Source organism: Streptomyces sp. NRRL S-87, assembly GCF_000719335.1.
In the GTDB taxonomy this organism is placed as follows: Bacteria; Actinomycetota; Actinomycetes; order Streptomycetales; family Streptomycetaceae; genus Streptomyces.
This window is the reverse complement of record NZ_JOGB01000001.1, coordinates 143194-168783: the sequence shown is the minus strand read 5'-3', so window position 1 is coordinate 168783 and position 25590 is coordinate 143194. Positions and strand designations below refer to the sequence as shown.

Below are 25590 nucleotides of genomic sequence, written 5' to 3'. Positions count from 1 at the left end.
ACACAGGTCAGGAGGCCCCGGCGGGGCGCATGACCGCTAAGCCATGGGTGCCGCTGCCGGCTCCGCCCCCGGGTCCCCGTCGGGGTCCTCGGCCCGCTCCGTCACCATCGTGGTCACCGTGAAGAGCCCGCCGTCGGGGTCTCGCAGGGTGATCCAGCGGTGGGTCGCGTCGGCCTGGACGGGAGTCACCGCGGTGCCGCCGAGCAGGGTGGCGGTGTTGACCGCCTCGTCGAGGTCGGGGACCCGGAAGTGCACGTGCCAGCGGGGTCGCACCTGCGGGTCGGGGGTCTCCTCGATGGCCCCGCCGCGCAGCCGGGCCACCGGCTGCCCGGCGTGCGAGAGGACGACCTGGTCGTCCTCGTAGCTCACCGTGCAGCAGCCGTTCTGCTCGTTCGCCCAGCCCAGCACCTCGCCGTAGAAGATCGCCGCGGCGAAGGCGTCCCGGGTGTAGAGCTCCAGGCCGGCGGGGGCGCGGCTGTGGCCGACGGCCCAGTCGCGGATCACCCGGCCCTGCCAGATCCCGAAGATCGCGCCGTGCGGATCGGCGGCCAGGGCGGCCCGGCCGAGCCCGAAGGAGAGCGGGCCGACGGCCACGGTCCCGGTGCGCTCGCGAATCCGTGCGGCGGTCGCGTCGGCGTCGGCGACGGCGAAGTACGGGATCCACGCGACGGAGACCGCGAAGCTCTCGGCCAGCGCGCCGATCCCCGCGACGGGCGCCCCGTCGAGGAAGGCGACGCTGAACGCGTCGCCCATCTGGCCCTGGCGGAAGTGCCACCCCAGGACCGCGCCGTAGAAGTGCTGGGCCGCCTCCAGATCACGCGCCGTGAGGCTGATCCAGCAGGGCGTGCCGAACACGTCCTGGCTCGTCGTCGGCACGACTGTCACCCCCGTCGGGCAGGAACAGGTTGCTACTGCCAACGCTACCCCCGGGCGACGTCGGCCAACGGGAGATCCGGCCGGGTCAGCGCGTCGGGAGCCACCGGTAGTGCAACTCGGGGCGGCCGACCTGGCCGTACTGGGGGCTGCGGCCGGCCCGCTCGGTGTCGACGAGGTGTTCCAGGTAGCGGCGGGCGGTGATCCGCGAGATGCCCGCGCCCTCGGCGAGGGCGGCGGCGGTGAGGCCGTCGGCGGCGGCCCGCAGCAGGGCGGTGACCCGCTCCAGGGTGGGGGCGCTGAGCCCCTTGGGCAGGGCCGCGGGCTGCGGGGCGCGCAGGGCGGACAGGGCCCGGTCGACCTCGTCCTGGCCGCTGGCCTCGCCGGCGGCGGCCGTGCGGTACTCCGCGTAGCGCAGGAGGCGGTCGCGCAGGGTGGTGAAGGCGAAGGGCTTGAGGACGTACTGCACCACGCCGAGCGAGACGCTCTCGCGGACCACGGCCAGGTCCCGGGCCGAGGTCACCACCATGACGTCCGCGGGGTGGCCGGTCGCGCGCAGCGCGCGGGCCAGCCCGAGGCCGTGCCCGTCGGGCAGGTAGAGGTCGAGGAGGAGCAGGTCGACGGGGGTGCGGTCGAGTTCCCGGCGGGCGGCGGCGGCCGAGTGGCAGACCCCGGCCACGGCGAAGCCCGGGACCCGGCCGACGTACAGGGCGTGGGCGTCGGCCGCGACGGGGTCGTCCTCGACGACCAGGACCCGGATGTCCGGCCCGGTCACGCGGGCGCTCCTTCCCGCAGGGGCAGCCGTACGGTGAACTCGGCGCCGCCGTGCACGCCGCGGCCGGCCGCGACGGTCCCGCCGTGCCGCCGTACGGTCTGCCGGACCAGGGCCAGCCCGAGCCCGCGCCCGGGGCCCTTGCCGGACCAGCCGGCCTGGAAGACCTCGGCGCCGTCGGGGACCCCGGGGCCGTTGTCGGCCACGGTGAGTCGCAGCTCGGCGGGGTCGTGCAGGGTGCGGGCGGTGACGGTGACGCGGGCGCCGGGGGTGCCGGTCACCGCGTCGACCGCGTTGTCGACGAGGTTGCCGAGCACGGTGACGAGGTCCCGGACGGGCAGCGAGGCGGGCAGGGCGCCGGCGGCCACGCCGGTGCCGGCGGCGACCACGAGCTCGACGCCCCGCTCGTGCGCCTGGGCCGCCTTGCCCAGGAGCAGGGCGGCCAGCACCGGCTCGTCCACGGCGGTGACGACCTGGTCGGTGAGGGACTGGGCGAGTTCGAGCTCGGCGGTGGCGAAGTCCACCGCCTCCCGGGTGCGGCCGAGTTCGATGAGGGAGACGACGGTGTGGAGGCGGTTGGCCGCCTCGTGCGCCTGGGAGCGCAGGGCCTGGGTGAAGCCGCGTTCGTGGTCGAGTTCCCCGGCCAGGGCCTGGAGGTCGGTGTGGTCCCGGAGGGTGACGACGGTGCCGCGGCGGCCACCGCTGGTGACGGGCGAGGTGTTGACCACCAGCACCCGCTCCCCGGTGAGGTGGACCTCGTCGACCCGCGGTTCGGCGGCGAGCAGCGCCCCGGTGAGCGGGGCGGGCAGGCCGAGTTCGGCGACGTTGCGGCCGCGGACGTCGGCCCGGCCGAGGGCGAGCAGGTCGCGGGCGCCGTCGTTGACGAGGGAGACGCGGCGCTGGCCGTCGAGCATGAGCAGGCCCTCGCGCACGGCGTGCAGGGTCGCCTCGTGGTAGTCGTACATGCGGCTGAGCTCGGCGGCGTTCATGCCGTGGGTGTGCCGGCGCAGCCGGGCGTTGACGACGTACGTGCCGAGGGCGCCCAGGGCGAGGGCGCCGGCCGCGACCCAGGCGAGGACGGCGAGCTGGCGGGCGAGCCGGTCCCCGATGGCCTCCACCGTGATGCCGGCCGCGACCAGGCCGGTGATCCGGCCCCCGTCCTGGATGGGGGTCACGACCCGGATCGAGGGTCCGAGGGTGCCGGTGTAGGTCTCGCTGAAGGTACGGCCGTGCAGTGCGGCGGCGGTGTTGCCGAGGAACCGCTCGCCGATGCGCCGCGGGTCGCGGTGGGTCCAGCGGACGCCCGCCGGGTCCATGATCGTGACGAAGTCGACGCCGGAGTCGGCGCGGACCCGCTCGGCGTACGGCTGGAGGGCCGCGGACGGGTCGGGGCCGCGGACGGCGGCGTGCACGGAGGGGGCGTCGGCGACCGCCCGGGCCACGGCCTGCGCCTGGAGGCGGGCCGACTCCTCGGCCTGGGAGCGGGCGGTGGCGTACCCGAAGACCGCGCACCCGGCCACGACCACGGCGACCAGCACGGCCTGCATGGCGAAGAGCTGGCCGGCCAGGCTGCGGGGGCGCGGGCGGGGGATGCGGAACACGGTCGTCAGTCTGCCCCGACGCGTGAACGAAATGAACGCAAGGGTGACCGCGGTCACAGCGCCGGTGGATAGTCGCCGGGACCCCCTCCCCGGCCGCGAGCCGCACACCCGCGTCCGGCGGGGCGGGTCCCCGGCACCCGGGACGGTGTCCGGGCGAACGAAACGACTGAAGGAGCCACCGTGGCCGTCGAGCGGGACACCACCGACACCACCGGCCCGGGCAGAGCCCGGCGGGACCGGACCCACTACCTCTACCTGGCGGTGATCGCCGCCGTGCTGCTGGGCATCGCGGTCGGGCTGGCCGCGCCCGGGGTGGCGGTCGAGCTGAAGCCGATCGGGACCGGCTTCGTGAACCTGATCAAGATGATGATCTCGCCGATCATCTTCTGCACGATCGTGCTGGGCGTGGGGTCGGTCCGCAAGGCCGCCAAGGTCGGGGCCGTGGGCGGGCTGGCACTGGGCTACTTCCTGGTGATGTCGACGGTGGCGCTCGGGATCGGCCTGCTGGTGGGCAACCTGCTGGAGCCGGGCAGCGGCCTGCACCTGACGGAGGCGGTGCGCAGCGCCGGCGAGGCGCAGGCGAAGACGGGCGGGGCCGAGTCCACGCAGGAGTTCCTGCTGGGCATCATCCCGACCACGCTGGTGTCCGCCTTCACGGGCGGCGAGGTGCTGCAGACGCTGCTGGTGGCGCTGCTGTGCGGGTTCGCGCTGCAGGCGATGGGGAGCGCGGGCGAGCCGGTGCTGCGCGGCATCGGGCACGTACAGAAGCTGGTCTTCCGGGTGCTGTCGATGATCATGTGGGCGGCGCCGGTGGGCGCGTTCGGGGCGATGGCGGCCGTGGTCGGCGCGACCGGGCTCGATGCGCTGAAGTCCCTCGCCGTCATCATGATCGGCTTCTACACGACGTGCGTGCTGTTCGTCTTCGTGGTGCTCGGGACGCTGCTGCGGGTGGTGGCGGGGATCAGCGTGGTCGCGCTGCTGAAGTACCTGGGCCGCGAGTTCCTGCTGATCCTCTCCACCTCCTCGTCGGAGTCGGCGCTGCCGCGGCTGATCGCGAAGATGGAGCACCTCGGCGTCTCGAAGCCCGTGACCGGAATCACGGTGCCGACCGGCTACTCCTTCAACCTCGACGGCACTGCGATCTACCTCACCATGGCCTCGCTGTTCGTGGCCGAGGCGATGGGCACCCCGCTGGAGCTCGGCGAGCAGGTGTCGCTGCTGGTCTTCATGGTGATCGCCTCGAAGGGCGCGGCGGGCGTGACCGGCGCGGGCCTGGCCACCCTGGCCGGTGGTCTGCAGTCGCACCGGCCGGAGCTGGTGGACGGGGTCGGGCTGATCGTGGGCATCGACCGGTTCATGAGCGAGGCCCGGGCGCTGACGAACTTCGCCGGCAACGCGGTGGCCACGGTCCTGGTCGGTACGTGGACCAAGGAGTTCGACCGGGCGCGGGCGGCCGAGGTGCTGGCCGGGCGGCTTCCGTTCGACGAGACGACGCTGGTGGACGACGGCCACGGCGACCCGGCCGACGCCCCCCGCCCGGCCGCGGCCGGGAGCCCCGTCCCCGAACCGCGTCAGGTAGCTCCCTGACGCCCTGATTCCCCCCACGGGACGTCCCCGGGCCCCGCCCCACGCGGGGCCCGGGCGCTGTGGCGCGCCGAATCCCGGGGTACCGTGTCCGCCGCCCGGTCGGAAGAAAGTTTCGTCATTCCTGTTATCGGGCCGGTGGCCAGCCGTCTCCCAGATGTTGGGCATCGACAACGTCCGGGACAGGCAGGGTGGAACGGGACATGAGAGAACAGCACGGCACGGAACTGGTCATCGCGGCACAGAACGGTGACCTGAAGGCACAGGACGAGCTGATCGCCGCCTACCTGCCGCTGGTCTACAACATCGTCGGCCGGGCGATGAACGGCCACCACGACGTCGACGACGTCGTGCAGGAGACCATGCTGCGCGCCCTCGACGGGCTGTCCGCCCTCCGCTCCCCCGACAGCTTCCGGTCCTGGCTCGTGGCGATCGCCATGAACGGCATCCGCAGCCACTGGCAGGTGCAGCAGGGGGCCCAGCCCGGCTTCGGCTCCGGCCCCCTCGACGAGGCCCGCGACCTCGCCGACCCGGGCGCGGACTTCGTGGACCTCACCGTGATGCAGCTGAACCTCTCGGGCCAGCGGCGCGAGACCGCGGAGGCCACCCGTTGGATGGAACCCGAGGACAGCGCGTTGCTGTCGCTGTGGTGGCTGGAGTGCGCGGGCGAGCTGACCCGGCACGAGGTGGCGGCGGCCCTGGAGCTGTCCCCGCAGCACACCGCGGTCCGGGTCCAGCGGATGAAGGCCCAGCTGGAGACCGCGCGCGTGGTGGTCCGGGCCCTGTCGGAGAACCCGCTCTGCCCCCAGCTGCGCGGCGAGATCGGCCTGTGGGACGGGCGCCCGTCGGCGCTGTGGCGCAAGCGCATAGCCCGGCACGCCCGGTCCTGCGCGCACTGCGCCGGCCTGTGGTCCGGCCTGATGCCGGCCGAGGGACTGCTGGCCGGCCTGCTGCTGGTGCCCCCGGCCGCGGCGCTGCTGGCGGGCGTGCGGCACGGGGCGGGCTTCGGGCTCACCGCCGCGGCCGCGCCGCAGCCGCCGTACTCGGGCGGCCCGTACGGGACGGACGGCGGCGCGTACGGGACCGGCGGGGGCACGTACGGGACCGGCGGGGGCCCGTACGGCGGCGCGCCCGGCGCCCCGGGCGCGTACCAGGGCCGGCCCCTGGACGCGTACGAGACCCAGCCGATCAGTACCTACGGGACCCCGACCCCCGACGGGTACGAGACCCAGGCCGTGGCGGGGTACGAGACCCACGCCCCCGGCGGCTCCGGCGGGCGCGGGGCCCGGCGCCGGCAGGCGCGCGGCCGGCGCCGTTCGGCCGTGGCGGCCGGCATCGCCGTGGTGGCCGTGGCCGGCGGCACGTTCTACTTCGTGACCGGACCGGACGGGGACGCGGAGGTGGTGGACTCCACCCGGGCGGCCGCCGCCCCGGCGACCTCGCTCGCCACCTCGTCCGAGCCCGCCCCGCCCTCCGAGCCGGCCTCCCCGTCCGCCTCGGCCTCGCCGACGCCGAGCGCCAGCCCGACGCCGAGCAAGAGCCCGACGCCCAAGGCGACGCCGTCGAAGGCGCCCACCCGGCGCGCGCCCTCCCCCACGGCGAAGCCGCGTCCGACCAGGTCCACGGGCGGCGGCTCCGGTTCGGTGGGCTCCACCGCGCAGAAGGTGATCGACCTCGTCAACGCCGAGCGCGCCAAGGCGGGTTGCAGTGCGCTGACCGCCAACTCCAAGCTGATGCGGGCCGCGCAGGGGCACTCGGACGACATGGCGGCGCGCAACTTCTTCGACCACACCAACCCGGACGGCGACGGCCCGGGCGAGCGCGTCACGGCCGCCGGCTACCGGTGGTCGACGTACGGCGAGAACATCGCGATGGGTCAGCGGACGGCCTCGCAGGTGATGGAGTCCTGGATGAACAGCTCGGGTCACCGGGCGAACATCCTCAACTGCTCCTTCAAGGAGATAGGCATCGGCATCCACTCCTCGGGCGGCCCGTACTGGACCCAGGTGTTCGGCGCGCGCTAGGACACGGGCCCCGGGCCCCGCAGCCGCCGCGCCCACGTGGACGGGTCGAACGGGTCGAACGGGTCGAACGGGTCGAACGGCCGGAACGGCTCCGGACGGGTCCGGACGGGTCCGGACGCACGGGTGCCCCCGCATCGAGAGGCGGGGGCACCCGTGCGTGGGGCGCGTTCGGGCGGCCGGGTCAGACGTCCAGTTCGTTCTCGATCTTCCTGAGCTGGTGGCGGGCCATCGCGAGGTTGGCCCGCTGCTTGTCCAGCGCCAGGTAGAGGAACAGCCCGTCGGTGCCGCGGCCCTTGAGGAGCCGGATCAGGTGGTACTGGCCGCCGAGGGTGATCAGGATGTCCTCGATGTCGTCCTTGAGGCCCAGCATCTCCATCGTCCGGACCTTGGCGCGGACCACGTCGGTGTTGCCGGCGGCGGCGACGTTGAGGTCGAGGTCCTTGCCGCCGCCGATGGTTCCCAGGGCCATGCCGCTGGTGTAGTCGACGAGCGCGGCGCCGATCGCGCCGTCGATGACTGTGGTGGCTTCCTTGAGGGCGGTCTCGGTGTTCGCCATGAGTCGTGCACTTCCTTCTGTCGGACCATCGTTGGATGAGGGAACGGTGTCGTGGAGGGGGCGTCGGGCAGGGCGGCCCGGCGCGGCCGCCGCGGCTCAGGACTCGCGGCGGGTGAGGGCCCGGTCGACCAGCTCGCCTATGCGGGCGCTGGAGCGGCGGGCCTCCAGGTGGAGGCGGCCGACGTTGATCCGCGGCTCGGCGAGCAGCGTGAGGACGGCCTGGCCGCCTGCCGCGTAGGTGGCGACGTACCCGTCGGCGCCGCGGACCAGGAGCTCCCGGAAGTCGCCCTGGCCGGTGGCATCGGTCAGCCGCTGGGCCACCCCGAGCGCGGCGGCGGTCAGCGCCGCGACGCCCTCGGGTTCGATGGCCGGGGTCTCCTGGGCGAGGACGAGGCCGTCCACGCTGGCGGCGAGGGCTCCGGTCAGCTGCGGCAGGCGGGCCCGCAACCTCCTTAGTTCACCGAGGACTTCGGGCTCTGCCGTCATCAACTGCTTCCTTTCATGCTGTCTCCTCTCGGTGCGCTGTCGCATCGGGAGCCTCATGACGGCGAACACGGGGCCTGGCCGCGGGTGCCGGGCGAGGGGACGGTCACAGGGTTGCCTCCAAGGCGTCACGGAGCCGACGGAGCAGGGCGACGTCCGGGGAGGCGACCTGCGTTACCCATCCGGGCAGGGTCGAGGGAGCGGGTGGCGGGGGTTCGTACGGGGTCTGCACCAGGCCCATGGCGGCCAGCCTGCGCACCTCCAGGAGGGTGTGGAACGCGGGGCGGCCCAGCAGCCAGGCGAGCGCGGCCGGGGTCCGGTTGCCGTCGGCCGAGGCGAGCAGCGCCCGCTGGCGCGGGGTGACGCTCTGGCCGGGTGCGGCGGGCCGCGGGACCACGGGCGCCGTGTCGAGGGCGGGGTACGGCCAGACGGTGTCCAGCAGCTCCCGGCGCCGGACGGTCTCGCGCTCGACGGCGTCGGCGGAGACGGAGCGGACCGGTCCCATCCAGTGGGTGGCGCCGCGTCGGAACCGGGAGGGGCCGCTGCTGGGGGCAAGGGCGAAGAAGGCCGCGTCGAAGACGGCTCCGAGGTGGCAGATCTCCAGTTCGCCGTCGGCGAGACGGCCGCTCTCGACGAGGAAGCGGCCCACGGCGCGGCGGGCTCCGGCCCGGTTGACGGCCTCCTGCCAGCCCTCGGGGGCGAGCCGGCCGCCGGCGGTGAGCAGGACGTCGATGCCGGGGGTGGCGGGGCTCTCGGCGTGCACGACGCGTCCGTCCTCGAGGAAGAGGGTGCCGTGGTCGCGCATGAGGGCGCCCGTGGCGCGCTCCTCGGCGAGGCGGTGCAGCAGGGGGGAGGCGGTCATGGCGGCGGTGTGCGTACTCATCCCAGGACCAGCCGCCCGGCGAGGTCGCGGAGTCGGATCCGGGCGAGGGCGAGGTTGCCCGTGTCGCGGTCCAGCCACAGGTGGAGGAAGACACTGCTGTCGAAGCTGGTCTCGACGAAGCGCAGGACGTGGTAACCGCTGCGGGTGGTGACGATGACGTCCTCCACGGGTGGGGCGTGGTCGGCCGCGGGCGCGGCGGGGGCCCTGTTCCCGCCCTGGAACGGCGGGGGCGGGGGCGGCGGGCCGACGGGCTTGGGCGGCACGCCGGGGACGAAGGCCGGTACGAGCGCGGACGCGGCCGGTCCGATCGCGGCGCGTGCGCTGGGGCCGGGGCCGAGCGCGGCCCGGGCGACGCGCGGGGCGGCCGGGGGCGGCCCGGGCGCCGAGAAGGTCTCGTACTCGGCTGCCGCGCGCGCCAGTTCGGCGGTCTCGGCAGCGGTGGTTTCATGGTCGCCGACGGGCGACTCGCCTATGGTGCCCAGTGCGAGGCCACTGCTCCAGTCGACCAGGGCGGCACCGCGGGCACCCGGCACCGCCATGGCTTGCAGCAGACACTCATCGATTCCGGGCACGCGGGCTCCCCTCCCCGCCGACCGTGCGCGATGACGGATGCGTACGGGCGGCGACTCAGACGCTACTCAACGTCCACGGCCCGATGGGGTGTTCTGGCAATTTCCATCGGAACATGCCGAAAATCAGTACGCTGGGCCGGAACCTTTTGGTCCGGCCCGGCCCGAGACGGTCAGCCGATGATCGACAGCCCCCGGTGCGGACGGCTCAGACCCGCTCGGACCTGCGGGTCCGCAGGACGCAGTCCCCGCAGAGCCCGCCGCCGGGCGCCCGGTAGTAGAGGCAGCAGCTGCGGCGGACGAAGGCGGTGCCGAGCTCGTCGTCGTGGACGAAGAGGGCCGCCGTGCCGGCCAGCGGGCCGTCGTCGCCGAGGAGTTCCCCGACGGTGCCGCCGGGCGGGTACGGGGCCCCGGGCGCCCGGTTCATGAGCACGCGCAGGGCGCCGACGAGGGCGGAGGCCGCGTTGCCGCGCAGGATCTGCGGGGAGAGCCCGTACCCGGCGCGCAGGGCCGGGTCCAGCACGCCGAGGTTGGCCTCCAGCACGGTGGCGGCCAGTGCCCGCGGGGGCGGCTCGTGGCGCAGGGCGGTTTCCGGAAGCCAGAGCTGCAGCGACTCGCCGGGCGGGTGGCGCCAGAGGAGGCGGTCGGGCGGGAGGTCGAGGACGCGGCCGCCGAGCGCGGCGGAGCCGAGGGCGAGGGAGCACAGCCGCGAGGCCAGGCCGAGGTGTGCGGTGGAGGCGGCGACGCGGAGGTCACGGGTGCCCATGCGGCGGGCCACCTCGGCGACGTACGGGGCGAGTAGCTCGCCGTACAGCTCGGTGAGGGGCCGCAGGCCGGAGTCCGCCGGGGGCGTGCCGTGGGCCAGTGCGAAGTAGGGGCCGACGGCGGCCAGTCGGTCGAGGATCGCGCTCACGGGCAGCCAGTATGCCGCTGTCCGGCCCGGGGGCCGGACAGCGGGGTGGGCGGAACCGGGGGGTCAGCCGGTGACGGTGATCTGCTGGGCCGGGTCGGTCGTGTCGGTCACCAGGTAGGTGGCCGTGAAGCTGGACGTGGTGGCGCTCGTCGGGCAGCCGAAGCCGCCGACGACCTTGACCGGCACGGCGGCGCCGGCGAAGGCGAGCGCGGGCGGGGCGCCGTTGGTCCAGGTGCCGGTGGCTGCGGCGGGGGCGGTGGGCGCGGCGGTGACCGTACAGCTGGCGAGGCCGCTGGTGCGTACGACCAGGCCGCCGGTGGGCACCGTCATGGAGCCCACGATCGGTGCGCCGTTCTGCATCGAGACCGCCCAGGTCCCGCTGGTGGTCACGGTCGCGGAGACGCCCGGGATGCTGGTGGTGCAGGAGGTGAAGGTGGGCGCCGAGATGGTGTTGCTCACCGGGCCGGCGGCGTTGTGGTTGCCGGGGGCGGCCGGGACGGAGCCGGTGGAGACGGAGGCGGAGCAGGTCACCGTGACGGAGCCGGCCTTGAGCGTGGCCTTGCCGGTGAGCGCGGCCTTGAAGGCGTGTCCGGCGGGGGTGACCGTGGTGGAGCCGGCCAGCGGGCCCTGGGCGGTGGCGCCGGCCACCACGGGGGTGGCGAGGGCCAGGCCCGCGGCCGCCCCTAACGCGAGGGTGGTTCGGAGGGCGGTACGACTGCGGGTGCCGGTGGTCATGAGGGGTCTCCTTGGGGAGGTGGGGGAGCGGGCGCGGCCGTGGGGAGCGGGCGCCAGGCGAACATCAGACCGCCGCCGACGATGCCGAGGACGGTTCCGATCAGGAAGCCGCCCAGGTTCGACAGGACGAGGGCGGCGCAGGCGAGCAGCGTGGTCACGATGCCGGCCAGGGAGCGGTGGTGGGGCGCGAACCAGCCCGCCAGGCCCATGACGATCATGATGAGCCCCATCAGGACGGACGGGATGCCCGCAACCCCCTGGTGGAGCATGACCTTCAGCGGGGCGAGGGGGATCGCGCAGATCTCCAGGCCCGCCAGGACCGTGAGCAGGCCGCCCCAGAAGGGGCGGCTGCGGCGCCAGCGGCGCCACGCGCGCACCGCGCGGACCGGTGGGGACGGGACGGCTGGGGCGGAGGCGCCGGACGGGGTCAGAAGCATTCCTTCTTGCCCTTGGAGACGGACATGCTGAGGCCGCTCAGCGAGAAGGTGCCGGCGTTGGTGGCCCAGGCCGTCTGGTGGAGGTGGGTGATGGAGACGTCGTCGGCCTGCTGGCCGAAGAGGTCCTGCATGCCCTGCGCGCCGTCGGGGCCCTTGTCCATCGTGGAGGCGTCGCGGCCGATCTCGATGTTGTGGAAGAGGGCGTCGCCGGAGAGCTGGGTGGCGTCCACGAAGAGGTCGGTGGCCTGCACCGGGGTCTTCTTGCCGGCGGTGAGGTTGAGGGAGATGTCCCCGATGACCGGCAGGGTGGTGACCACCGACTGGCACAGGTTGTGCAGTTCGGCCTTCTTGATGGCGGTGACGGCCACCGGGAGGAGGTCCTCGCGGGCGTTGGTGTCGATGCCGCCGTACTGGGCGAAGCCGGTGCCGGTGAGGCTGTCGGCGGAGACCTTGAACTGCTGTCCGGAGACGGCGAACGACGCGGCGAGCGCGCCGTTGGCCAGGGCGATGGCGAGGCCGGCGGTGACGGCGAGGGCGGGTACGGTCAGGACGGCGAAGCGTCTCCAGCCGACCTTGCCGACGGTCCCGGCCGGGGCGTCGGGCCCGGGGCCGGCGGCCGACCCGGCGTCGGGGCCGGGTGGTAACTGGGCTTCCTGCATGGTGACATGTCCCCTTGTCAGTGAGGTGAACGTGCCGTGCGGAGGATGTCGGGGTTGTTACCGACGAGTTGAACGTATGAGTGCCAATGGCCGTTGGCAAGGTTGCTGCAACGGTGGTTTTCGGCCTACTCGGACCCCGCCTCAGGACCGCCCATCGGCCCCAGCAGCAGCTCCAGTTCCGCGTTGACGCGCGCCGCCATCGCCCGGGCGAACTCGGTGGTCACCACCTCCCCGACCACCGGGCGCAGGGCCGCCACCGCCTCGGCGACCTCCCCCAGCCGGTCGGCGGACAGCCGTTCCAGGCCGCCCTCGCCGATCACGTGCCGCCGGAACAACCCCACGAACCGGTCGGCCACTTCGGCGGCCGCACGCTGCAGGAACTCCCCCTCGTCCAGGACCTCGGCGACCGGTACGCCCTGCCGCGCCAGGATCAGCGCGGCCTCCAGCAGCCGCGCGCTGCGGTGGGTGACGTCGTCCCCGTCGACCGAGAGGTAGCCCAGCTCGGCGGCCCGCCGGGAGTCCTCGGAGGTGCCGCCGGGGCCGAAGAGCTCGCGCAGTCGGGCCCGCGGCATGGTCACCGGGTCCTCGCGGGACCAGTCGCGGGTCATGGCGCGTTCCAGCCCGAGGAGTTGGGCGAGACCGCCGCCGCGCTCCCAGGCACCGAGGAGTTCGGCGATGGCGTTGACGCTGTAGCCCCGGCCCAGCAGGTCGTCGATGAGCCGCAGCCGGACCAGGTGGTCCTCGGAGTACCAGGCGATCCGGCCTTCGCGGCGGGGTGGCGGCAGCAGGCCGCGCTCCTGGTAGTAGCGCAGGTTGCGCTCCTTCACCCCGGCGGCTTCCGCCAGTTCCTCCCGGCGGTACCGCGCCTCCCCCTGTGCCTGCGTCACCCGCGCGAGTGTAGAGCGTTACCGGCCGGTCGGGTCGTTCCTCCCGGCGGCCGTGAGCTGGGCTTCCGCACTCTCCAGGAGCATCTCCAGCGCCACCGGGTACGCGCTGTCCTTCATCCGGGCGGCCAGCAGCCCGGCCGTGGCCGCCAGGTGCGGGTAGCGGTCCGCGGGCAGTCGGGCGTACGTCGTCTCCCACATCTCCTCGTCCGCGGCGCGCGTCTCGGCGGCCAGTGCGAGCGAGCCCGCGTCCAGCGCCGCGAAGGCCAGGCTCTGGTCGACGAACGCGTGGTAGGTCCGTACGGCGGCCGGATCGGGGAAGCCCGCGGTGCGCAGCACGCCCAGGATCGCCTCGTCCGCGGCGATCTCGCGCGGCCTGCCGGTGACGCGGCTGGCGGTGAGGACCGCGGCCTGCGGGTGGGCGAGGTAGGCGCCGTGGATGCGCAGGCCGAGGGCGCGGAGGTCGGCCCGCCAGTCACCGGTGGCCGCCCAGCCCTCCAGCGCGCGGCCGGTGAGCTCCTCGCCGATGGCCCGGGTCAGGTCGTCCATGCCGGCGAAGTAGCGGTAGAGGGTGCTGGGGTCGGCGCCGAGGGCGGCGCCGAGGCGGCGGGCGCTCAGTCCGTCGCTGCCGTGTTCGCGCAGCATCCGCAGCGCGGTCTCGACGATCAGCCGCTCGGACAGGACGGTGCCCTGCTTCGTGGGGCGGCGGCGCCTGCGCGCCGGCTCCGGTACCACCTGCTTCGCCATCGCGACGCCCTCCTCCTGCCCCGCCGGGGGGCCGATCCTTATGCCAACGCCATTGACCTTATCGCGGGCCAGCGCGTTTGATCGTGCCGCAAGGGGCGAGGCGCCTCCCGGAAAGAGGGTTCTGTCATGCGTGTTCTGCTGGTCGGGGCGGGCGGCGTGGGAACCGCGATCACCAAGATCGCGGCCCGTCGGGCGTTCTTCGAGCACATGGTCGTCGCCGACTACGACCAGGGGCGGGCGGAGGCCGCGGTGGCCGCGCTGGGGGCGGACGAGAAGCGGTTCAGCGCCTGCCGGGTCGACGCCTCTGACCGGGCCGCGGTCGTGCGGCTGCTGGCCGAGCACGACTGCGGGGTGCTGCTCAACGCGACCGACCCGCGGTTCGTGATGCCGCTGTTCGAGGCTGCCCTGGAGGCCGGCGCGCACTACCTCGACATGGCGATGTCCCTGTCCTACCCGCACCCGGACCGCCCGTACGAGGAGTGCGGGGTCAAGCTGGGCGACGCCCAGTTCGAGCAGGCCGAGCGGTGGGAGCGGGCCGGCCGGCTCGCGCTCGTCGGGATAGGCGTGGAGCCCGGGCTGTCGGACGTGTTCGCCCGGTACGCGGCGGACGAACTGTTCGACGAGATCGAGGAGATCGGCATTCGCGACGGTGCAAACCTGTCCGTCGAGGGGTACGAGTTCGCGCCCTCCTTCAGCATCTGGACCACCATCGAGGAGTGCCTGAACCCGCCGGTGGTGTACGAGGAGGGCCGCGGCTGGTTCACCACCCCGCCGTTCAGCGAGGCGGAGGTGTTCGACTTCCCCGAGGGCATCGGCCCGGTGGAGTGCGTGAACGTCGAGCACGAGGAGGTGCTGCTGATCCCGCGGTGGGTGCCGGCCAAGCGCGTCACCTTCAAGTACGGGCTCGGCGACGACTTCATCGGCAAGCTCAAGGCCCTGCACGCGCTCGGCCTGGACAGCACCGCCCCGGTGACCGTGCCGGGCGGGGCGGGCGCGGTGCGGGTCTCGCCCCGCGACGTGGTGGCCGCCTGCCTGCCCGATCCGGCGGGCCTCGGGGACCGGATGACGGGCAAGACCTGCGCGGGCACCTGGGTCAAGGGCGTCAAGGACGGCGCCCCGCGCGAGGTGTACCTGTACCACGTGGTCGACAACCAGTGGTCGATGCGGGAGTACGGCTCCCAGGCCGTGGTCTGGCAGACGGCCGTGAACCCGGTGGTGGCGCTGGAGCTGGTGGCCTCCGGCGGCTGGACGGGCACGGGCGTCCTCGGCCCCGAGGCGTTCCCGCCGCGGCCGTTCCTCGACCTGCTCACCGAGTACGGCTCCCCGTGGGGCCTGCGCGAGCACTGAGACCTCCCCGGGAGGCGACCGTTCGGGGGGCGCCTCCCGGGGGACCCCGCTCAGGCCGGACCCCGCTCAGGCCGCCGCGGGCGGCAGCGCGCGGCGCGCGAGGCGCTTGGCGTACACCAGGTGTCCGACGGCCTCGGCGGCGAGCAGCAGGACGACCGCCCACGGCGGCAGCGCGTCCGCGACGACCACCACCAGGAGCGGGACGGCGATGCCGGGCAGCGCCCAGGTCGCGGTGCGCGCCAGGGAGCTGCCGAAGCGCAGGGCGATCGCACCGTGCGCCGCGTGGTAGAGCGCGAGGCCGCCGGCGAGGGCCCAGACCGCGCCGCGCGGCAGGTGGTCGTGGCCGGATTCCCCGACGGCGGTGGAGAGGCCGGCGGCCATCGAGATGACGGCGGCGGTGACGAAGAAGTGCAGGAAGCCGCCGACGTCCCGGGCCAGGAGGTAGGCCTGCCCCGGGGTGGCGGAGGCGAAGTTGATCTCCGCGGCGGTGGTGGCGAAGTCGAAGTACGACCACCACAGCGCGGCCAGCAGCAGGAACCCGAGCAGCGCCACCAGGGCGGCGGACGCCGTCCACGTGTCGTCGGTGGCGGTGATCAGGCCCAGGACGGACTCGCCGAGCACGATGATCACGAAGAGGCCGACCCGCTCGACGAGGTGCCCCGTGTGCACCCGGGCGGGTACGCCGCGCCCGCGCGCCGTGAGCAGCAGGAGCATCTCGGCGGCCAGCAGCGCAGCCCATACGGGGTAGCGCCAGGGCGCGGGAACGAAGGCGGCGCCCGCCCACAGCACCGCGAAGAGCAGGCAGTACGTGAGCGGCCGCCAGCGGGGCAGGGCGTGCGGGGCCGGGTAGCGGGTGGCCGGCCACCACAGGGCGAGCAGGACGAGCCGGGTGCCCGCGTAGCCGAGGGCGTACGCGGTGCCGCGGTCGCCGGTGGCCTCGGGGACGGCGGCGGCCATCACGGCGAGGCAGAGCATCGCGGCGAGCATGGCCAGCCGGCGCCGCGGGCTGTCGTCCTGGAAGAGGTTGGCGGAGACGGTGAGGTTGGCCCACATCCACCAGGGCGGGAAGTAGAGGGCGAGGAAGACGCCGAAGTCGTGCCAGCTCGGGTCGCCGTGCAGGGAGCGCGAGAGCTGGGCGACGAAGGCGACGAACACGAGATCGAAGAAGAGTTCGAGCCAGCCGGCGTGCCGTTCGGCCTCGGGGGCCGGGGCGGGCGGCGGGGCCGGGGTGTCGAGGGTGCTCATCGGGCCGTCCGGGGGTGGTGGTGGGTGTCCGGCGGATCAGTGTGCCGGGATCTACGCTGATGTGGAGGAACGATCCTCTGCACCGAGGAGCGAGACATGGCCGAGCACGACGGCGGGGTGGCCCCCGAGGAGCTGGCGGAGGACCGCCTGCTGAAGGAGCTGGAAGCCATCCACCGCACCCGCCACGAGACCCTGCTGCACGGCTCGGACGACGCCCTGCGCACGCACACCCAGCGGATGTCGGAGCTCGAGGGCGAGTACCTGCGGCGCCACCCCGAGCGGATGCCGGCCGCCGGCCGGACCCGGTCGGGCGCCCGGGCGCGCCACCCCGAGGAGTGACGGCCCGCGCGCCCGGTGGCGGCGTACCGGGGCTACTCGCCCGCGTAGGCGCGCTCCACGGCAGCCAGGTCGATCTTCACCATGCCGAGCATGGCGCGGGTGGCCCGGGCGGCCCCCTCCGGGTCCGGGCCCCCGACCAGGTCGAGGAGCGCGCTCGGGAAGACCTGCCACGACACTCCGAACCGGTCCTTGAGCCAGCCGCAGGCCACGCCCTGACCGCCGTCGGTCAGCCGGTCCCAGTAGTAGTCGGCCTCGTCCTGGTCCTTGCAGCGGATCTGGAACGACACGGCCTCGTTGAACCGGAACTCCGGCCCGCCGTTGAGCCCGACGAACTTCTGGCCGTTGAGCTCGAACTCCACGACCATCACCTCGCCCTCGGGTCCCGGGCCGGCCTCCGTGTACCGGGCGATCGTCCCGAGCTTCGCGTCCTTGAACACCGAGAGGTAGAAGTTCGCGGCCTCCTCGGCCCGGCCGTCGAACCACAGGCACGTGGTGAATCCGTCACTGCCGTCGCTGGACATGACTGCCTCCTCGCTGAAGTGCGTCCTAGGTGTACCGACTCCCTCCGGGGCGCAAACTCATCGGTCGCCGGTCCGGAACCCGCGCTAGCTTCTGGACATGTGTCCAGATATTCTGGACACATGTCCATTATTGCGAGCGTCCTCGTGGCACTGGTCGCCCTCTTCCATGCCTACGTCCTGGTTCTGGAGATGTTCCTGTGGGAGGGCCCGCGCGGCCGCGCCCTGTCCGGCTACGACCCCGAGATGGCCCGGGCCACCGCGACACTGGCCGCCAACCAGGGCCTGTACAACGGCTTCCTGGCCGCCGGTCTGGCCTGGGGACTGTGGGAGTCCGACCCGACCGGCTACCGGGTCCGGGTGTTCTTCCTGTGCTGCGTCGTGGTCGCCGGCCTCTACGGGGGGCTGACGGCCAACCGCCGGATCCTCTTCGTCCAGGCCCTGCCCGGCGCCCTGGCGCTGGCGGCCGTGGTGGCGGCCGGGTGAGCCCCGACGCCGACCCGCGGGCCGCCAGGACCCGGCGGAAGCTGGGCGAGGCCCTCCTCGAGGAGTGCGCGCAGCGGCCGCTCGGCGAGATCACGGTGGCCGCCGTGGTCCGGCGGGCCGGCGTCGGCCGGGCCACCTTCTACCTCCACTACGCCGACGTACCGGCCCTCGCCGTCGACACCTGCGCCGGCATCGCACGGGACGCGGTGGAGGCGCTGCACGCCTGGCGGGGCGTCCCCGACCCCGCCCGGCCGCCGGCACCGCTGACCGACTTCCTCGAGGGCGTGGCGCGCCACGCCGACCTCCACCGCACCCTGCTGGCACCCGGCGGCACCGGGCCGCTCGGCGAGGCGCTGCACCGCGAGCTGCGCGAGCGCAGCCGCGCCGAACGGGCCCTGGCCGGCGGCCACTCCCCGGAGCTCATCGCCTCGGCGGTGAGCGGCACCTTCCGCGCCGTACTGGCCGACTGGCTCCACGGGGCGGTCGAGGGGACACCGCAGGACCTGGCGGGCGAGGTCTGGCGGCTGCTCATCACCCTGCACCGGCATCCGGCCCCCGGCGCCGGCGGGCCGGGGGCGACTGGCACCGGCACCGCGGGGTAGGCGCCGTCCAGGAGCCGGACGGCCGGACGGGACCGGCCGGCAGCGCGGGAGGAGGTGCCGCCATGGACGGCTCGGACGTCCCGGAGGACGAGCGGACGGTCCTCACGGAGATCGAGCAGGGGCTGCGCGGTCAGGACCCCCGGCTGGACCACCGGTTGCGCACGATGCGGATGCACCGCTGCTCCGGCCCCTGGCACACGCTCCGGCGCCACCGGCTCGGCGCCGTCGCCTGGCTGCTCGGCGCCGCCTCGGTGGCCCTGTTCGTCCTGGCCGTATCGGCCCCGGAACCGGCCCTGATCTGGGCCTTCGCCGCGATGTGGGCGCTGACGCTGGGGTGCCTGCTGAAGCTCGTCGTCGCCTGGTGCCGGCGGTGGGCGGCGACCCTGGGCCGGCAGGAGCCGCGCTCCGGCTCCCGGCCGCCGGCGCGCTCGTGACGGGCCGCCCGGTGGCGCCGGTGGTTCAGCGCCCGCGGATGCGCAGGTGCACGTCCTTCTCCTGGTCGCCGGCGGCCGTGCCCGCCGCCTCGATCTCGAACACCGTCCCCAGCTCCGCCAGCAGCCGGTCCACCGCCTGGTAGCCGCCCTGCGCCTCGACGCTGACGGGGTGCTCCAGGGTCACCGGGCCGGCCGCCGCCGCCCGCTCGCGCGGATGCCCCACGTCGAACACCGACGCCCAGACCGTCGTCGCTCCGCCGGGCCGGGCGGGCGCCGCCCCGCGTGCCGCCACCGCACGCTCCGGCGTGAACGTCTCCTCCAGGGTGGAGAGCACGACCCGCGCGTCGTCCTCGTCGCAGTCGCTGAGTACGACCGTCACCTCGGTGCTGCTCACGATGGGCTCCCTTCGCCGTCGCCTACCCCCACCCTGCCACCCGTTTCCCCTCCCCGCCGCCGGTGCAGACGCGAAGGGGGGCGAGCGGAAGGAGCGGGTCGATGGGCACGAAAGCCGACACCCCGTACGACGCGGGGCCCTTCCTGCCGGGGCGCGGTGGCATCCCGGCGCACCGGCGCGCGGCCGCCGGATGCCGGGGCTGCCCGCTGTACGAGGGCACGACGGGCACCGTCTTCGGCGCCGGGGACCCGCACGCCCGGCTCGTGCTGGTCGGCGAGCAGCCCGGCGACCAGGAGGACCGCCAGGGGAAGCCGTTCGTCGGCCCGGCGGGGCAGCTGCTGCACCGGGCGCTGGCCGACGCGGGACTGGACGACGAGGCGGCGTACGTGACCAACGCCGTCAAGCACTTCAAGTACGTGCCGGCCCCGGGAGGCGGCAAGCGGCGCATCCACAAGGCGCCGAGCCTGCGCGAGCTGTCCGCCTGCCGCCCGTGGCTGGAGGCCGAACTCCGGCTGGTCGACCCGGACCTGGTGGTGGCCCTGGGCGCCACGGCCGGGCGGGCGCTGTGGGGGCCGGGCTTCCGGGTGGGCGAGCGACGCGGCCTGCTGGTGCCGCTGCCCGAGTTCGACGGCGTCCCACCGCACGGCCGGGGCCTGGCCACCGTGCACCCGTCCGCCGTCCTGCGGGCCGCGGACCGGGACGCGGTGTACGGCGGCCTGGTGGCGGACCTGCGGACGGCGGCGGAGGCCTTGGCCGACGCCCCGGGCCCGGCGGGTGTCCGAACGTGACGCGGGGCCCGGCCCCGAATGTTCGGGGCGGGTCAGGGCACACGCCCGGGGTGACGGACCGAGACCGGTCGGCACCCGCCGCCGACGGCGGGCGGGACGCCCTCCCCCATGACCACACCCAGGCCATCCTGGAGACCACCAAGCGCGTGGCCTCGCTGCTCAAGGCCTCCGGGCGGCCGTTCGCGCTGGCCGGCAGCGTCGCGGCGTACGCCCACGGCGTCCCCGCGCGCTTCCAGCACGACACCGACTTCTGCGTGCGGCGCGAGGACTCGGACGACGTGGTCGCCGCTCTGGAGCACGGCGGCATCGCGATGCGGCAGGCCCCGGAGGACTGGCTGCTCAAGGGCAGCGCGGCCGGCGAGGAGATCGACCTGATCTTCGAGCTGGCCCGACGGCCGGTCGACCTGGACCTGCTGGAGCGGGCGGAGACCCGCCCCGTGGACTCGGTGTGGATGCCGGTCCTCGCCCCCACCGACCTGATGGACAGCCGGCTCGCCGCCCTGTCCGAGCACTACTGCGACTTCGGCGACCTGCTCCCGATGGCCCGGCTGCTGCGCGAGCGCATCGACTGGGGGTACCTGCGCCGCCGTCACGGCCGCGCCCCCATGCCGGACGCGTTCCTCTTCCTCTTGGAACGCCTCGACGTCATCACCCCGGACGGCAGAACGACGGAGGGCCGGGCGACGGGGGGCCGGGCCGCGGACGAGGAGGACCGATGAAGGAGCCCGTGGAGTACCGCGTCGAGCACCTGCGGCGGCGCCTCGCCGACAGCGAGACCGCCGAGCTCGGCATCGGCATCGACCTGCGCGGCGACACCGTGGTGCTGACCGGCAGCGTGGCCACGATCGAGTGCCGGGAGCGCGTGCGGGTCATCGCCGAGGCCGAACTGGCGGGCGTGCCGCTGCTGACCGACCTCGTCGTCACCCGCGCGGACCCGCCGGACCGTCCGGAGGTGCTCCCGTGATCCGGGTCGCCGCGGTCGGCGACATCCATCTCGGGCCGGACGGCCAGGGCCTGCTGCGCCCCGCTTTCGAGACGCTCCCCCGGCACGCCGACGTCCTGCTGCTCGCGGGTGACCTCACCCGGCACGGCACGGCCGTCGAGGCCCGGGTCGTCGCCGCGGAGGTCGCCGAGCTGCCGGTTCCGGTGGTGGCCGTGCTGGGCAACCACGACTACCAGAGCGACGAGCCGGACGCGGTGACGCGCATCCTGAAGGACGCCGGGGTCAGCGTGCTGGAGGGCGAGAGCGTGCTGCTCGACCTCGACGGCCGGAAGGTCGGCGTGGCGGGCGCCAAGGGCTTCTGCGGCGGCTTCGCGGGACGCAGTGCGGGCGAGTTCGGCGAACCGGAGATGAAGGCGTTCGTACGGCACGCCCGGGACTCGGCGCAGGGCCTGTTCCGGGCGCTGCGCGAGCTGGCGGACGCGGGCTGCCGGACCCGGATCGCGCTCACCCACTTCTCGCCGGTGCCGGACACCCTGGTCGGCGAACCGCTGGAGATCTACCCCTTCCTCGGCACGTACCTGCTGGCGGAGGCGGTCGACGAGGCGGGGGCGGACCTCGTCGTGCACGGGCACGCCCACCGGGGCACCGAGCACGGTCTGACGGCCGGCGGGGTGCGGGTCCGCAACGTCGCGATGCCGGTCATCGACCGGGCCTTCGCGGTCTACCACCTGGGGGACGGGGACGGCTGACGGAGCTGACGGAGGGGCCCCGATGTCGGGGCCCCTCCGTCGGTCGCTGCCCGGGTCGACCCCAGCCGGTCACTTGCCGAGCTTCTGCTTCAGCTCGGCCTTGTTCATCTGCGAGCGGCCGTGCAGGTTGCGCCGCTTGGCCTCCTCGTAGAGCTGGTCGTACGTGGGCCCCTGGGCGCCGCTGTGCGAGCGCTGTCCGCCCCGCCTGGAGGAGGACATGTCCTGGAGGGAGGTCTTGCTCGCGGTCTCGGACTCACCGGCGCGGGCCCGTTCCTTGTTCACCGTCCGGGCGGCGATCTCCTCGGCGCGCTTCCTGCTCTCGCCGCGGTCCATCGCGCTCTCTTTGATGTGCTCGTACTGCCGTTCCCGCTTGGGGCTGGATCCTCTGGGCACGGTCTCCTCCGTCTCGTGGTCGGGGCCGGTGCCGCGCCGCTACCCGCTCCCGGCTCCGGCATGCCTCAGGTGGCGGCGGTCGCGACGACGAGCGCGTCGACGACCTCGCGCAGCCGGTGGCGGCGCTGGTAGACGGCCCGCTGGCGCGTCGCGCCGTCGCCCCGGTCCAACGCCCTCTCCAGCAGCCGGCCCGCCTCGCCGAGGTCGCCCGCGGCGACCAGTCCCGGGGCGGCGCGCCGGAACAGGTCCGCGATGCGTTCGGCCGCCGGCATCCGGGCCCCGGTGCGCGGGTCCAGCGCCTCGCCGAGCAGGCCGTACCGGGCGGCGTACCGGTGGGCCCCGAGCAGCCGCTGCTCCGTGACGGGCGGCTGCTCCGCCGCCTCCGCCCCGTCCAGCAGAGCCGTCAGGCACAGGCCGCGTACGAGCAGGGCGAGCAGCACGGTCATGTCGACGTCGGCGTTGGCGTCCGCCACCCGGACCTCGAGGGTCGGTACGTGTTCGGAGGGCCGGGCGAACCAGTAGATCATCCGCCGGTCCATGACGGTCCCCGAGGCGACCAGCTCCGCCGCGGTGTGCTCGTACGCGTCCACGTCGAGCAGCGGCGGCGGTCCGACCGTCGGCCAGCGCCCGAACACGACCGAGCGCCGGCCCGCGAACCCGCTCTCCCGGCCGGCGTCGTACGGGGAGTTGGACAGCAGGGCCTGGAGGGCGGGGAGGTCGGGGCGCAGCAGGTTCGCCAGGGCCAGGGCCTGGGCGCGGTCGGCGGTGCCGACGTGCACGTGGCAGCCGCAGACCACCCCGAGGCGTCCGTCCACGAGCCCTCGGAACCGGCGGGCCATCCGCCGGTAGCGGGGGGTGTCGGTGACCGGGACCGGCGCGGGCGGCGGGACGACGGCCGTGCCGGAGGCCACGAGCCGGCAGCCGGCGGCGCGGGCCGCGTCGGCGCCGGCGGCACGCAGCGCCGTCAACTGGTCGCGCAGGTCGGTGCGCGAGGCGGTGGGCGTGGTGCACAGCTCCAGTTGGCAGCGGTAGAACTCGGCCTGGACCTGGTCGCCGAGGGTGGGCTCCAGGGTCCGGATCACTTCGGGGGCGCGCGGTACGGGTGCCCGGGTGCGGGGATCGACGAGGAAGAACTCCTCCTCCACGCCCATGGTCGGCACGGGCACCTCGGGGGGCTGCGGCAGGGCACTGGTCATGGCGCGCGTCTACCCTGCGCGCGCCCGCGGAACCGGCGCCGCCCCGGCCGGGGCGCGCATGGCGGGGCCGGAACCGGGCAGGCGCGGCGACGAGACGAGACGTACGACCGAGGACGGTGACCTGCCGTGTGCGCCGAAGCCGAACGCCTGCCCGACTCCCCGGAGGCCGGGCCCCGCAGCGGGGTCGACGGCCGGTCCGGAGCCGAGGACGGGGACGGGGGTCGGGTCGACGCCCGGCGCGGGGGTCGGAGCGACCACCGACGCGGGAGCGGCGGCGAGGCCGCCGAACCCCCCTCGCGAGGCGAGGCCCCCGGACCCCCCTCCCGATCGGCCCCCGTCCCGCGGGCGACCGCGGTCCTCGGCGGGCCGGTGCTCATCGAGGGCCCGGTGGAGGTCGTCCTGCCGGACGGCACGGTACGCCGCTCCGACCGGCCGGTCGTGGCGCTGTGCGCCTGCCGGCGCAGCCTGCGCTACCCCTTCTGCGACACGAGCCACCGCGGCCGGGTCCGCCGCTGACCGCGCCCGTCCCACCGGCGGCGGCCGGGACCCGGCGGAGCGGGGCGACCACCACGCGGTGGTCGCCCCGCTCCGTACCGCCTCCGGGGCTCACTCCCCCACCTTCCCTCCGGGGCTCACTCCTCCAGCGGTACCCGCAGCGCCGAGCGGCCGGACCGCCAGGCCGTGAGCAGCCGGTCGGCCTCCCACTCCGCCAGTTGGACGGTGGCGGCGATGCCGAAGGCCACGTCCGCCTCCAACTCCGGTTCCTCGGCGAGGAGTCCGCCGACCACCTCGCGCCGCACGAGCTGCTCGTGCACCGCGTCGGCCTCGACGTGCTCCTCGTAGAACAGCAGGGCCGCGGGCCCGGCGCCGGCCCGCCGCAGGGCCACGACCATCCTGGCCGCGGCCGGCGAGGAGGTGACCTCCACGGTCGCGACGTGGCCGACCAGCGCGCCGCGCAGCGAACGGTGCAGGCCGAAGAGGGACATGAGGTTCGCGGCGGCGAGGGTGGCCGCGCCCGCCGCGGGGACGTAGCGGCCGTAGGAGGGGTCGAGCCCGAGGTCGGTCATCAGGCCGGCCCACAGTTCGGCGTGCACGCGCTCGGCGCGGCCGCCGCCGAACTCGTCGTACAGCACCGCCGCCATGCCGGCCTTGGCGCGCCCGCGCAGCCTCGGCAGGACCCAGGCGTAGGGGTCGGACTCGCGGAGCTGGTGCACCGAGCGCAGGGCTGCGTACTCGCGCAGCTGGGTCGGCCCGCCCTCGTCGCGCAGGTAGTGCGAGACGCCGTACGCGTCCGCGGGCTCGGACAGGATCTCCCGCAGGGCCCGGTCGACCCGGTCCTCGGCCCTCACGTCGGCCCGCAGCGCGTCGAGGAAGCGGCGTTCGAGCAGCAGCCGGAAACCGAGCAGTCCCGGGTCCCACTCCGCGGCGTCCGCCACCCCGGGGAAACCGCGGTAGTGCGGCTCGTAGCAGAGGTGGAGGGCGAGCTGGAGGTCCTCGCCGTACGGGTCCGCGGCCGCCACCTCGGCCTCGCCGGGCAGCTCGCGGGGCTCACCGGCGAGCAGCGCGGTCCGTACGGCGCCCGAGAGCGCACCCCGGCCGCGCGGCAGTCCCGCGGTGGCGGCCGCGGGGGCCCGCACCGGCGTTTCGACGTCCATGGTCTGGCTTCCTTCCGCAGCACGGGCCCCCCGGGTCACCCCTCGCGCGTACCCGCCGGCCCCGGGCCGCACACGCCGCGGGGGCGGGTCAGGCGGGGCGCAGGCCGCGGAGCGCGGTGTCGACCAGCGCGTCGGTGTACGCGGGCGTCAGCGGTCCGGTCCGCAGCAGCCAGCGGTTCAGCAGCGGGCCCCAGATGCCGTCGATGGCGACGTCGAGGTCGACGTCGGCGGCGAGCTGGCCGGCGTCCCGGGCGGCCCGCAGGCGGCGGCGCTTGATCTCGCGGACGGGTTCGTCGAGGCTCTCGGCGTACCGGGCGGCGAGGTCCGGGTCGCCCGCCACCTCGATGGTGAGCGCGCGCATGGGTTCGGCGATGCGGGGGTCGGCGAGCTCGGCCAGCGTCGCGCGCAGGACGGTCTTGAGGTCGGCCGCCAGGTCCCCGGTGTCCGGGAGGCCGGCGGGCTCTCCGTCTTCCTCCCCGCCCTCGCTGAGCATGAGGAACGCGTCGAAGAGCACCGCGCCCTTGCTGGGCCACCAGCGGTAGATGGTCTGCTTGCCCACCCCGGCGCGGGCGGCGATGGCCTCGATGCTGAGCTTGCCGTAGCCGAGCTCTCCGGCGAGGTCGAAGGCGGCGGTCAGGATCGCCCGGCGGGAGGCCTGGTTGCGCCGGGCGGCGTTCGGGGCCTTGGGCTGCGGCGTCGTCATGCGGGCACCCTATCAACACCGGAGACGAGACGGTCCGTCTTGCATGGTGCGGAACGCCGTGGCACGATGACGCCCGTC

Annotated in this window: 31 protein-coding genes and 1 pseudogene; 12 read left to right on the top strand and 20 right to left on the bottom strand. The window is 74.8% G+C overall.

The genetic code is table 11. The features are described 5' to 3' along the window. Positions 1–36 precede the first annotated feature (36 nt). The 3 genes from IF43_RS0100755 to IF43_RS41970 form a co-directional block, all read right to left on the bottom strand. Positions 37–876 carry a VOC family protein gene (locus tag IF43_RS0100755; RefSeq protein ID WP_051794468.1) on the bottom strand — a complete coding sequence of 280 codons (840 nt, stop codon included), beginning with the start codon at positions 874–876 and terminating at the stop codon, positions 37–39. 85 nt (positions 877–961) lie between these two features. Then, positions 962–1648: a response regulator gene (locus IF43_RS0100750; protein ID WP_030192591.1), complete on the bottom strand. Its 687-nt coding sequence runs from the start codon at positions 1646–1648 to the stop codon at positions 962–964. Further along, entirely contained in the window at positions 1645–3192 is a 1548-nt protein-coding gene (locus IF43_RS41970) for an ATP-binding protein (protein ID WP_051794501.1), read from the bottom strand. The genes IF43_RS0100750 and IF43_RS41970 overlap by 4 nt, the downstream gene beginning before the upstream one ends. A gap of 234 nt (positions 3193–3426) precedes the next feature. Between IF43_RS41970 and IF43_RS41965 the strand changes: the two genes are divergently transcribed. Both IF43_RS41965 and IF43_RS0100735 read left to right on the top strand, forming a co-directional pair. Further along, positions 3427–4833 carry a cation:dicarboxylate symporter family transporter gene (locus IF43_RS41965; protein WP_051794466.1) on the top strand — a complete coding sequence of 469 codons (1407 nt, stop codon included), beginning with the start codon at positions 3427–3429 and terminating at the stop codon, positions 4831–4833. A gap of 200 nt (positions 4834–5033) precedes the next feature. Further along, a complete protein-coding gene (locus IF43_RS0100735) occupies positions 5034–6854 on the top strand; it encodes a sigma-70 family RNA polymerase sigma factor (protein WP_030192588.1) in 1821 nt (606 codons plus the stop codon). 181 nt (positions 6855–7035) lie between these two features. On the opposite strand, the gene IF43_RS0100730 is transcribed toward IF43_RS0100735, so the two are convergent. The 10 genes and pseudogenes from IF43_RS0100730 to IF43_RS0100685 form a co-directional block, all read right to left on the bottom strand. Beyond that, positions 7036–7410 carry a hypothetical protein gene (locus tag IF43_RS0100730; protein ID WP_030192587.1) on the bottom strand — a complete coding sequence of 125 codons (375 nt, stop codon included), beginning with the start codon at positions 7408–7410 and terminating at the stop codon, positions 7036–7038. Between the two features lie 96 nt (positions 7411–7506). Next, entirely contained in the window at positions 7507–7953 is a 447-nt protein-coding gene (locus IF43_RS0100725) for a roadblock/LC7 domain-containing protein (protein WP_078909835.1), read from the bottom strand. 46 nt (positions 7954–7999) lie between these two features. Beyond that, positions 8000–8776, bottom strand: coding sequence for a hypothetical protein (locus IF43_RS0100720; protein ID WP_030192585.1), 777 nt, complete (start codon positions 8774–8776; stop codon positions 8000–8002). Between the two features lie 380 nt (positions 8777–9156). Further along, positions 9157–9348 (bottom strand): annotated as a pseudogene (locus tag IF43_RS42315) (hypothetical protein); the annotation flags it as partial. A 205-nt stretch (positions 9349–9553) separates the two neighbouring features. After that, complete coding sequence (locus tag IF43_RS0100710; protein WP_030192583.1) at positions 9554–10264, bottom strand: (2Fe-2S)-binding protein; 711 nt, start codon at positions 10262–10264, stop codon at positions 9554–9556. A 57-nt stretch (positions 10265–10321) separates the two neighbouring features. Then, the gene (locus IF43_RS0100705; RefSeq protein WP_030192582.1) at positions 10322–10993 is read right to left on the bottom strand and encodes a hypothetical protein; all 672 of its coding nucleotides are present in this window, start codon (positions 10991–10993) and stop codon (positions 10322–10324) included. Continuing rightward, entirely contained in the window at positions 10990–11430 is a 441-nt protein-coding gene (locus IF43_RS35935; protein ID WP_234331909.1) for a DUF6114 domain-containing protein, read from the bottom strand. The genes IF43_RS0100705 and IF43_RS35935 overlap by 4 nt, the downstream gene beginning before the upstream one ends. Next, positions 11421–12089: a DUF6230 family protein gene (locus tag IF43_RS0100695; protein ID WP_234331908.1), complete on the bottom strand. Its 669-nt coding sequence runs from the start codon at positions 12087–12089 to the stop codon at positions 11421–11423. Before IF43_RS0100695 ends, IF43_RS35935 begins: the two co-directional genes overlap by 10 nt. Before the next feature lie 125 nt (positions 12090–12214). Then, the gene (locus tag IF43_RS0100690) at positions 12215–12976 is read right to left on the bottom strand and encodes a MerR family transcriptional regulator (protein ID WP_037887077.1); all 762 of its coding nucleotides are present in this window, start codon (positions 12974–12976) and stop codon (positions 12215–12217) included. Positions 12977–12994: 18 nt separating this feature from the next. Continuing rightward, the gene (locus IF43_RS0100685) at positions 12995–13720 is read right to left on the bottom strand and encodes a TetR/AcrR family transcriptional regulator (RefSeq protein ID WP_030192579.1); all 726 of its coding nucleotides are present in this window, start codon (positions 13718–13720) and stop codon (positions 12995–12997) included. Between the two features lie 126 nt (positions 13721–13846). On the opposite strand from IF43_RS0100685, the gene IF43_RS0100680 reads away from it, so the two are divergent. Next, the gene (locus IF43_RS0100680) at positions 13847–15067 is read left to right on the top strand and encodes a saccharopine dehydrogenase family protein (RefSeq protein WP_030192578.1); all 1221 of its coding nucleotides are present in this window, start codon (positions 13847–13849) and stop codon (positions 15065–15067) included. A gap of 66 nt (positions 15068–15133) precedes the next feature. On the opposite strand, the gene IF43_RS37720 is transcribed toward IF43_RS0100680, so the two are convergent. Continuing rightward, positions 15134–16312: a low temperature requirement protein A gene (locus IF43_RS37720; protein WP_051794464.1), complete on the bottom strand. Its 1179-nt coding sequence runs from the start codon at positions 16310–16312 to the stop codon at positions 15134–15136. A gap of 96 nt (positions 16313–16408) precedes the next feature. Between IF43_RS37720 and IF43_RS0100670 the strand changes: the two genes are divergently transcribed. Beyond that, complete coding sequence (locus IF43_RS0100670; RefSeq protein WP_030192576.1) at positions 16409–16651, top strand: DUF6158 family protein; 243 nt, start codon at positions 16409–16411, stop codon at positions 16649–16651. 32 nt (positions 16652–16683) lie between these two features. Here IF43_RS0100670 and IF43_RS0100665 read toward each other — a convergent pair whose 3' ends face one another. Then, a complete protein-coding gene (locus tag IF43_RS0100665) occupies positions 16684–17172 on the bottom strand; it encodes a VOC family protein (RefSeq protein ID WP_030192575.1) in 489 nt (162 codons plus the stop codon). Between the two features lie 120 nt (positions 17173–17292). Between IF43_RS0100665 and IF43_RS0100660 the strand changes: the two genes are divergently transcribed. From IF43_RS0100660 to IF43_RS0100650, 3 genes are all read left to right on the top strand, one after another. Then, the gene (locus IF43_RS0100660) at positions 17293–17655 is read left to right on the top strand and encodes a DUF1304 domain-containing protein (RefSeq protein ID WP_030192574.1); all 363 of its coding nucleotides are present in this window, start codon (positions 17293–17295) and stop codon (positions 17653–17655) included. Next, positions 17652–18257, top strand: coding sequence for a TetR/AcrR family transcriptional regulator (locus IF43_RS0100655; protein WP_051794462.1), 606 nt, complete (start codon positions 17652–17654; stop codon positions 18255–18257). Before IF43_RS0100660 ends, IF43_RS0100655 begins: the two co-directional genes overlap by 4 nt. 62 nt (positions 18258–18319) lie before the next feature. Further along, entirely contained in the window at positions 18320–18691 is a 372-nt protein-coding gene (locus IF43_RS0100650) for a DUF3040 domain-containing protein (RefSeq protein WP_051794460.1), read from the top strand. Positions 18692–18716: 25 nt separating this feature from the next. On the opposite strand, the gene IF43_RS0100645 is transcribed toward IF43_RS0100650, so the two are convergent. Then, positions 18717–19085, bottom strand: coding sequence for a hypothetical protein (locus IF43_RS0100645; RefSeq protein WP_234331907.1), 369 nt, complete (start codon positions 19083–19085; stop codon positions 18717–18719). A 101-nt stretch (positions 19086–19186) separates the two neighbouring features. Here IF43_RS0100645 and IF43_RS0100640 point away from each other — a divergent pair, with 101 nt between their 5' ends. From IF43_RS0100640 to IF43_RS0100625, 4 genes are read left to right on the top strand one after another with little or no spacing between them, the layout of a single operon-like run. After that, complete coding sequence (locus IF43_RS0100640; RefSeq protein ID WP_030192569.1) at positions 19187–19873, top strand: UdgX family uracil-DNA binding protein; 687 nt, start codon at positions 19187–19189, stop codon at positions 19871–19873. Between the two features lie 50 nt (positions 19874–19923). Further along, the gene (locus IF43_RS0100635) at positions 19924–20592 is read left to right on the top strand and encodes a nucleotidyltransferase family protein (protein ID WP_051794458.1); all 669 of its coding nucleotides are present in this window, start codon (positions 19924–19926) and stop codon (positions 20590–20592) included. Further along, the gene (locus IF43_RS0100630) at positions 20589–20837 is read left to right on the top strand and encodes a hypothetical protein (protein WP_030192565.1); all 249 of its coding nucleotides are present in this window, start codon (positions 20589–20591) and stop codon (positions 20835–20837) included. Before IF43_RS0100635 ends, IF43_RS0100630 begins: the two co-directional genes overlap by 4 nt. Further along, entirely contained in the window at positions 20834–21565 is a 732-nt protein-coding gene (locus tag IF43_RS0100625; protein ID WP_030192563.1) for a metallophosphoesterase, read from the top strand. Before IF43_RS0100630 ends, IF43_RS0100625 begins: the two co-directional genes overlap by 4 nt. Before the next feature lie 69 nt (positions 21566–21634). Here the strand turns inward: IF43_RS0100625 and IF43_RS0100620 are convergent, their stop codons facing one another. Both IF43_RS0100620 and IF43_RS0100615 read right to left on the bottom strand, forming a co-directional pair. Beyond that, a complete protein-coding gene (locus IF43_RS0100620; RefSeq protein WP_030192561.1) occupies positions 21635–21958 on the bottom strand; it encodes a hypothetical protein in 324 nt (107 codons plus the stop codon). Between the two features lie 65 nt (positions 21959–22023). Next, positions 22024–23154 carry a glutamate--cysteine ligase gene (locus IF43_RS0100615; protein ID WP_063753250.1) on the bottom strand — a complete coding sequence of 377 codons (1131 nt, stop codon included), beginning with the start codon at positions 23152–23154 and terminating at the stop codon, positions 22024–22026. Positions 23155–23523: 369 nt separating this feature from the next. Here IF43_RS0100615 and IF43_RS38640 point away from each other — a divergent pair, with 369 nt between their 5' ends. Then, a complete protein-coding gene (locus tag IF43_RS38640; RefSeq protein WP_063753254.1) occupies positions 23524–23670 on the top strand; it encodes a CDGSH iron-sulfur domain-containing protein in 147 nt (48 codons plus the stop codon). A gap of 116 nt (positions 23671–23786) precedes the next feature. Here the strand turns inward: IF43_RS38640 and IF43_RS0100605 are convergent, their stop codons facing one another. Together IF43_RS0100605 and IF43_RS0100600 are read right to left on the bottom strand one after the other, a co-directional pair. After that, the gene (locus tag IF43_RS0100605) at positions 23787–24809 is read right to left on the bottom strand and encodes an iron-containing redox enzyme family protein (protein ID WP_051794453.1); all 1023 of its coding nucleotides are present in this window, start codon (positions 24807–24809) and stop codon (positions 23787–23789) included. Positions 24810–24897: 88 nt separating this feature from the next. After that, positions 24898–25512 (bottom strand): TetR/AcrR family transcriptional regulator, encoded by a 615-nt coding sequence (locus IF43_RS0100600; RefSeq protein WP_030192548.1) that lies wholly within the window; start codon positions 25510–25512, stop codon positions 24898–24900. Positions 25513–25590: the final 78 nt, after the last annotated feature.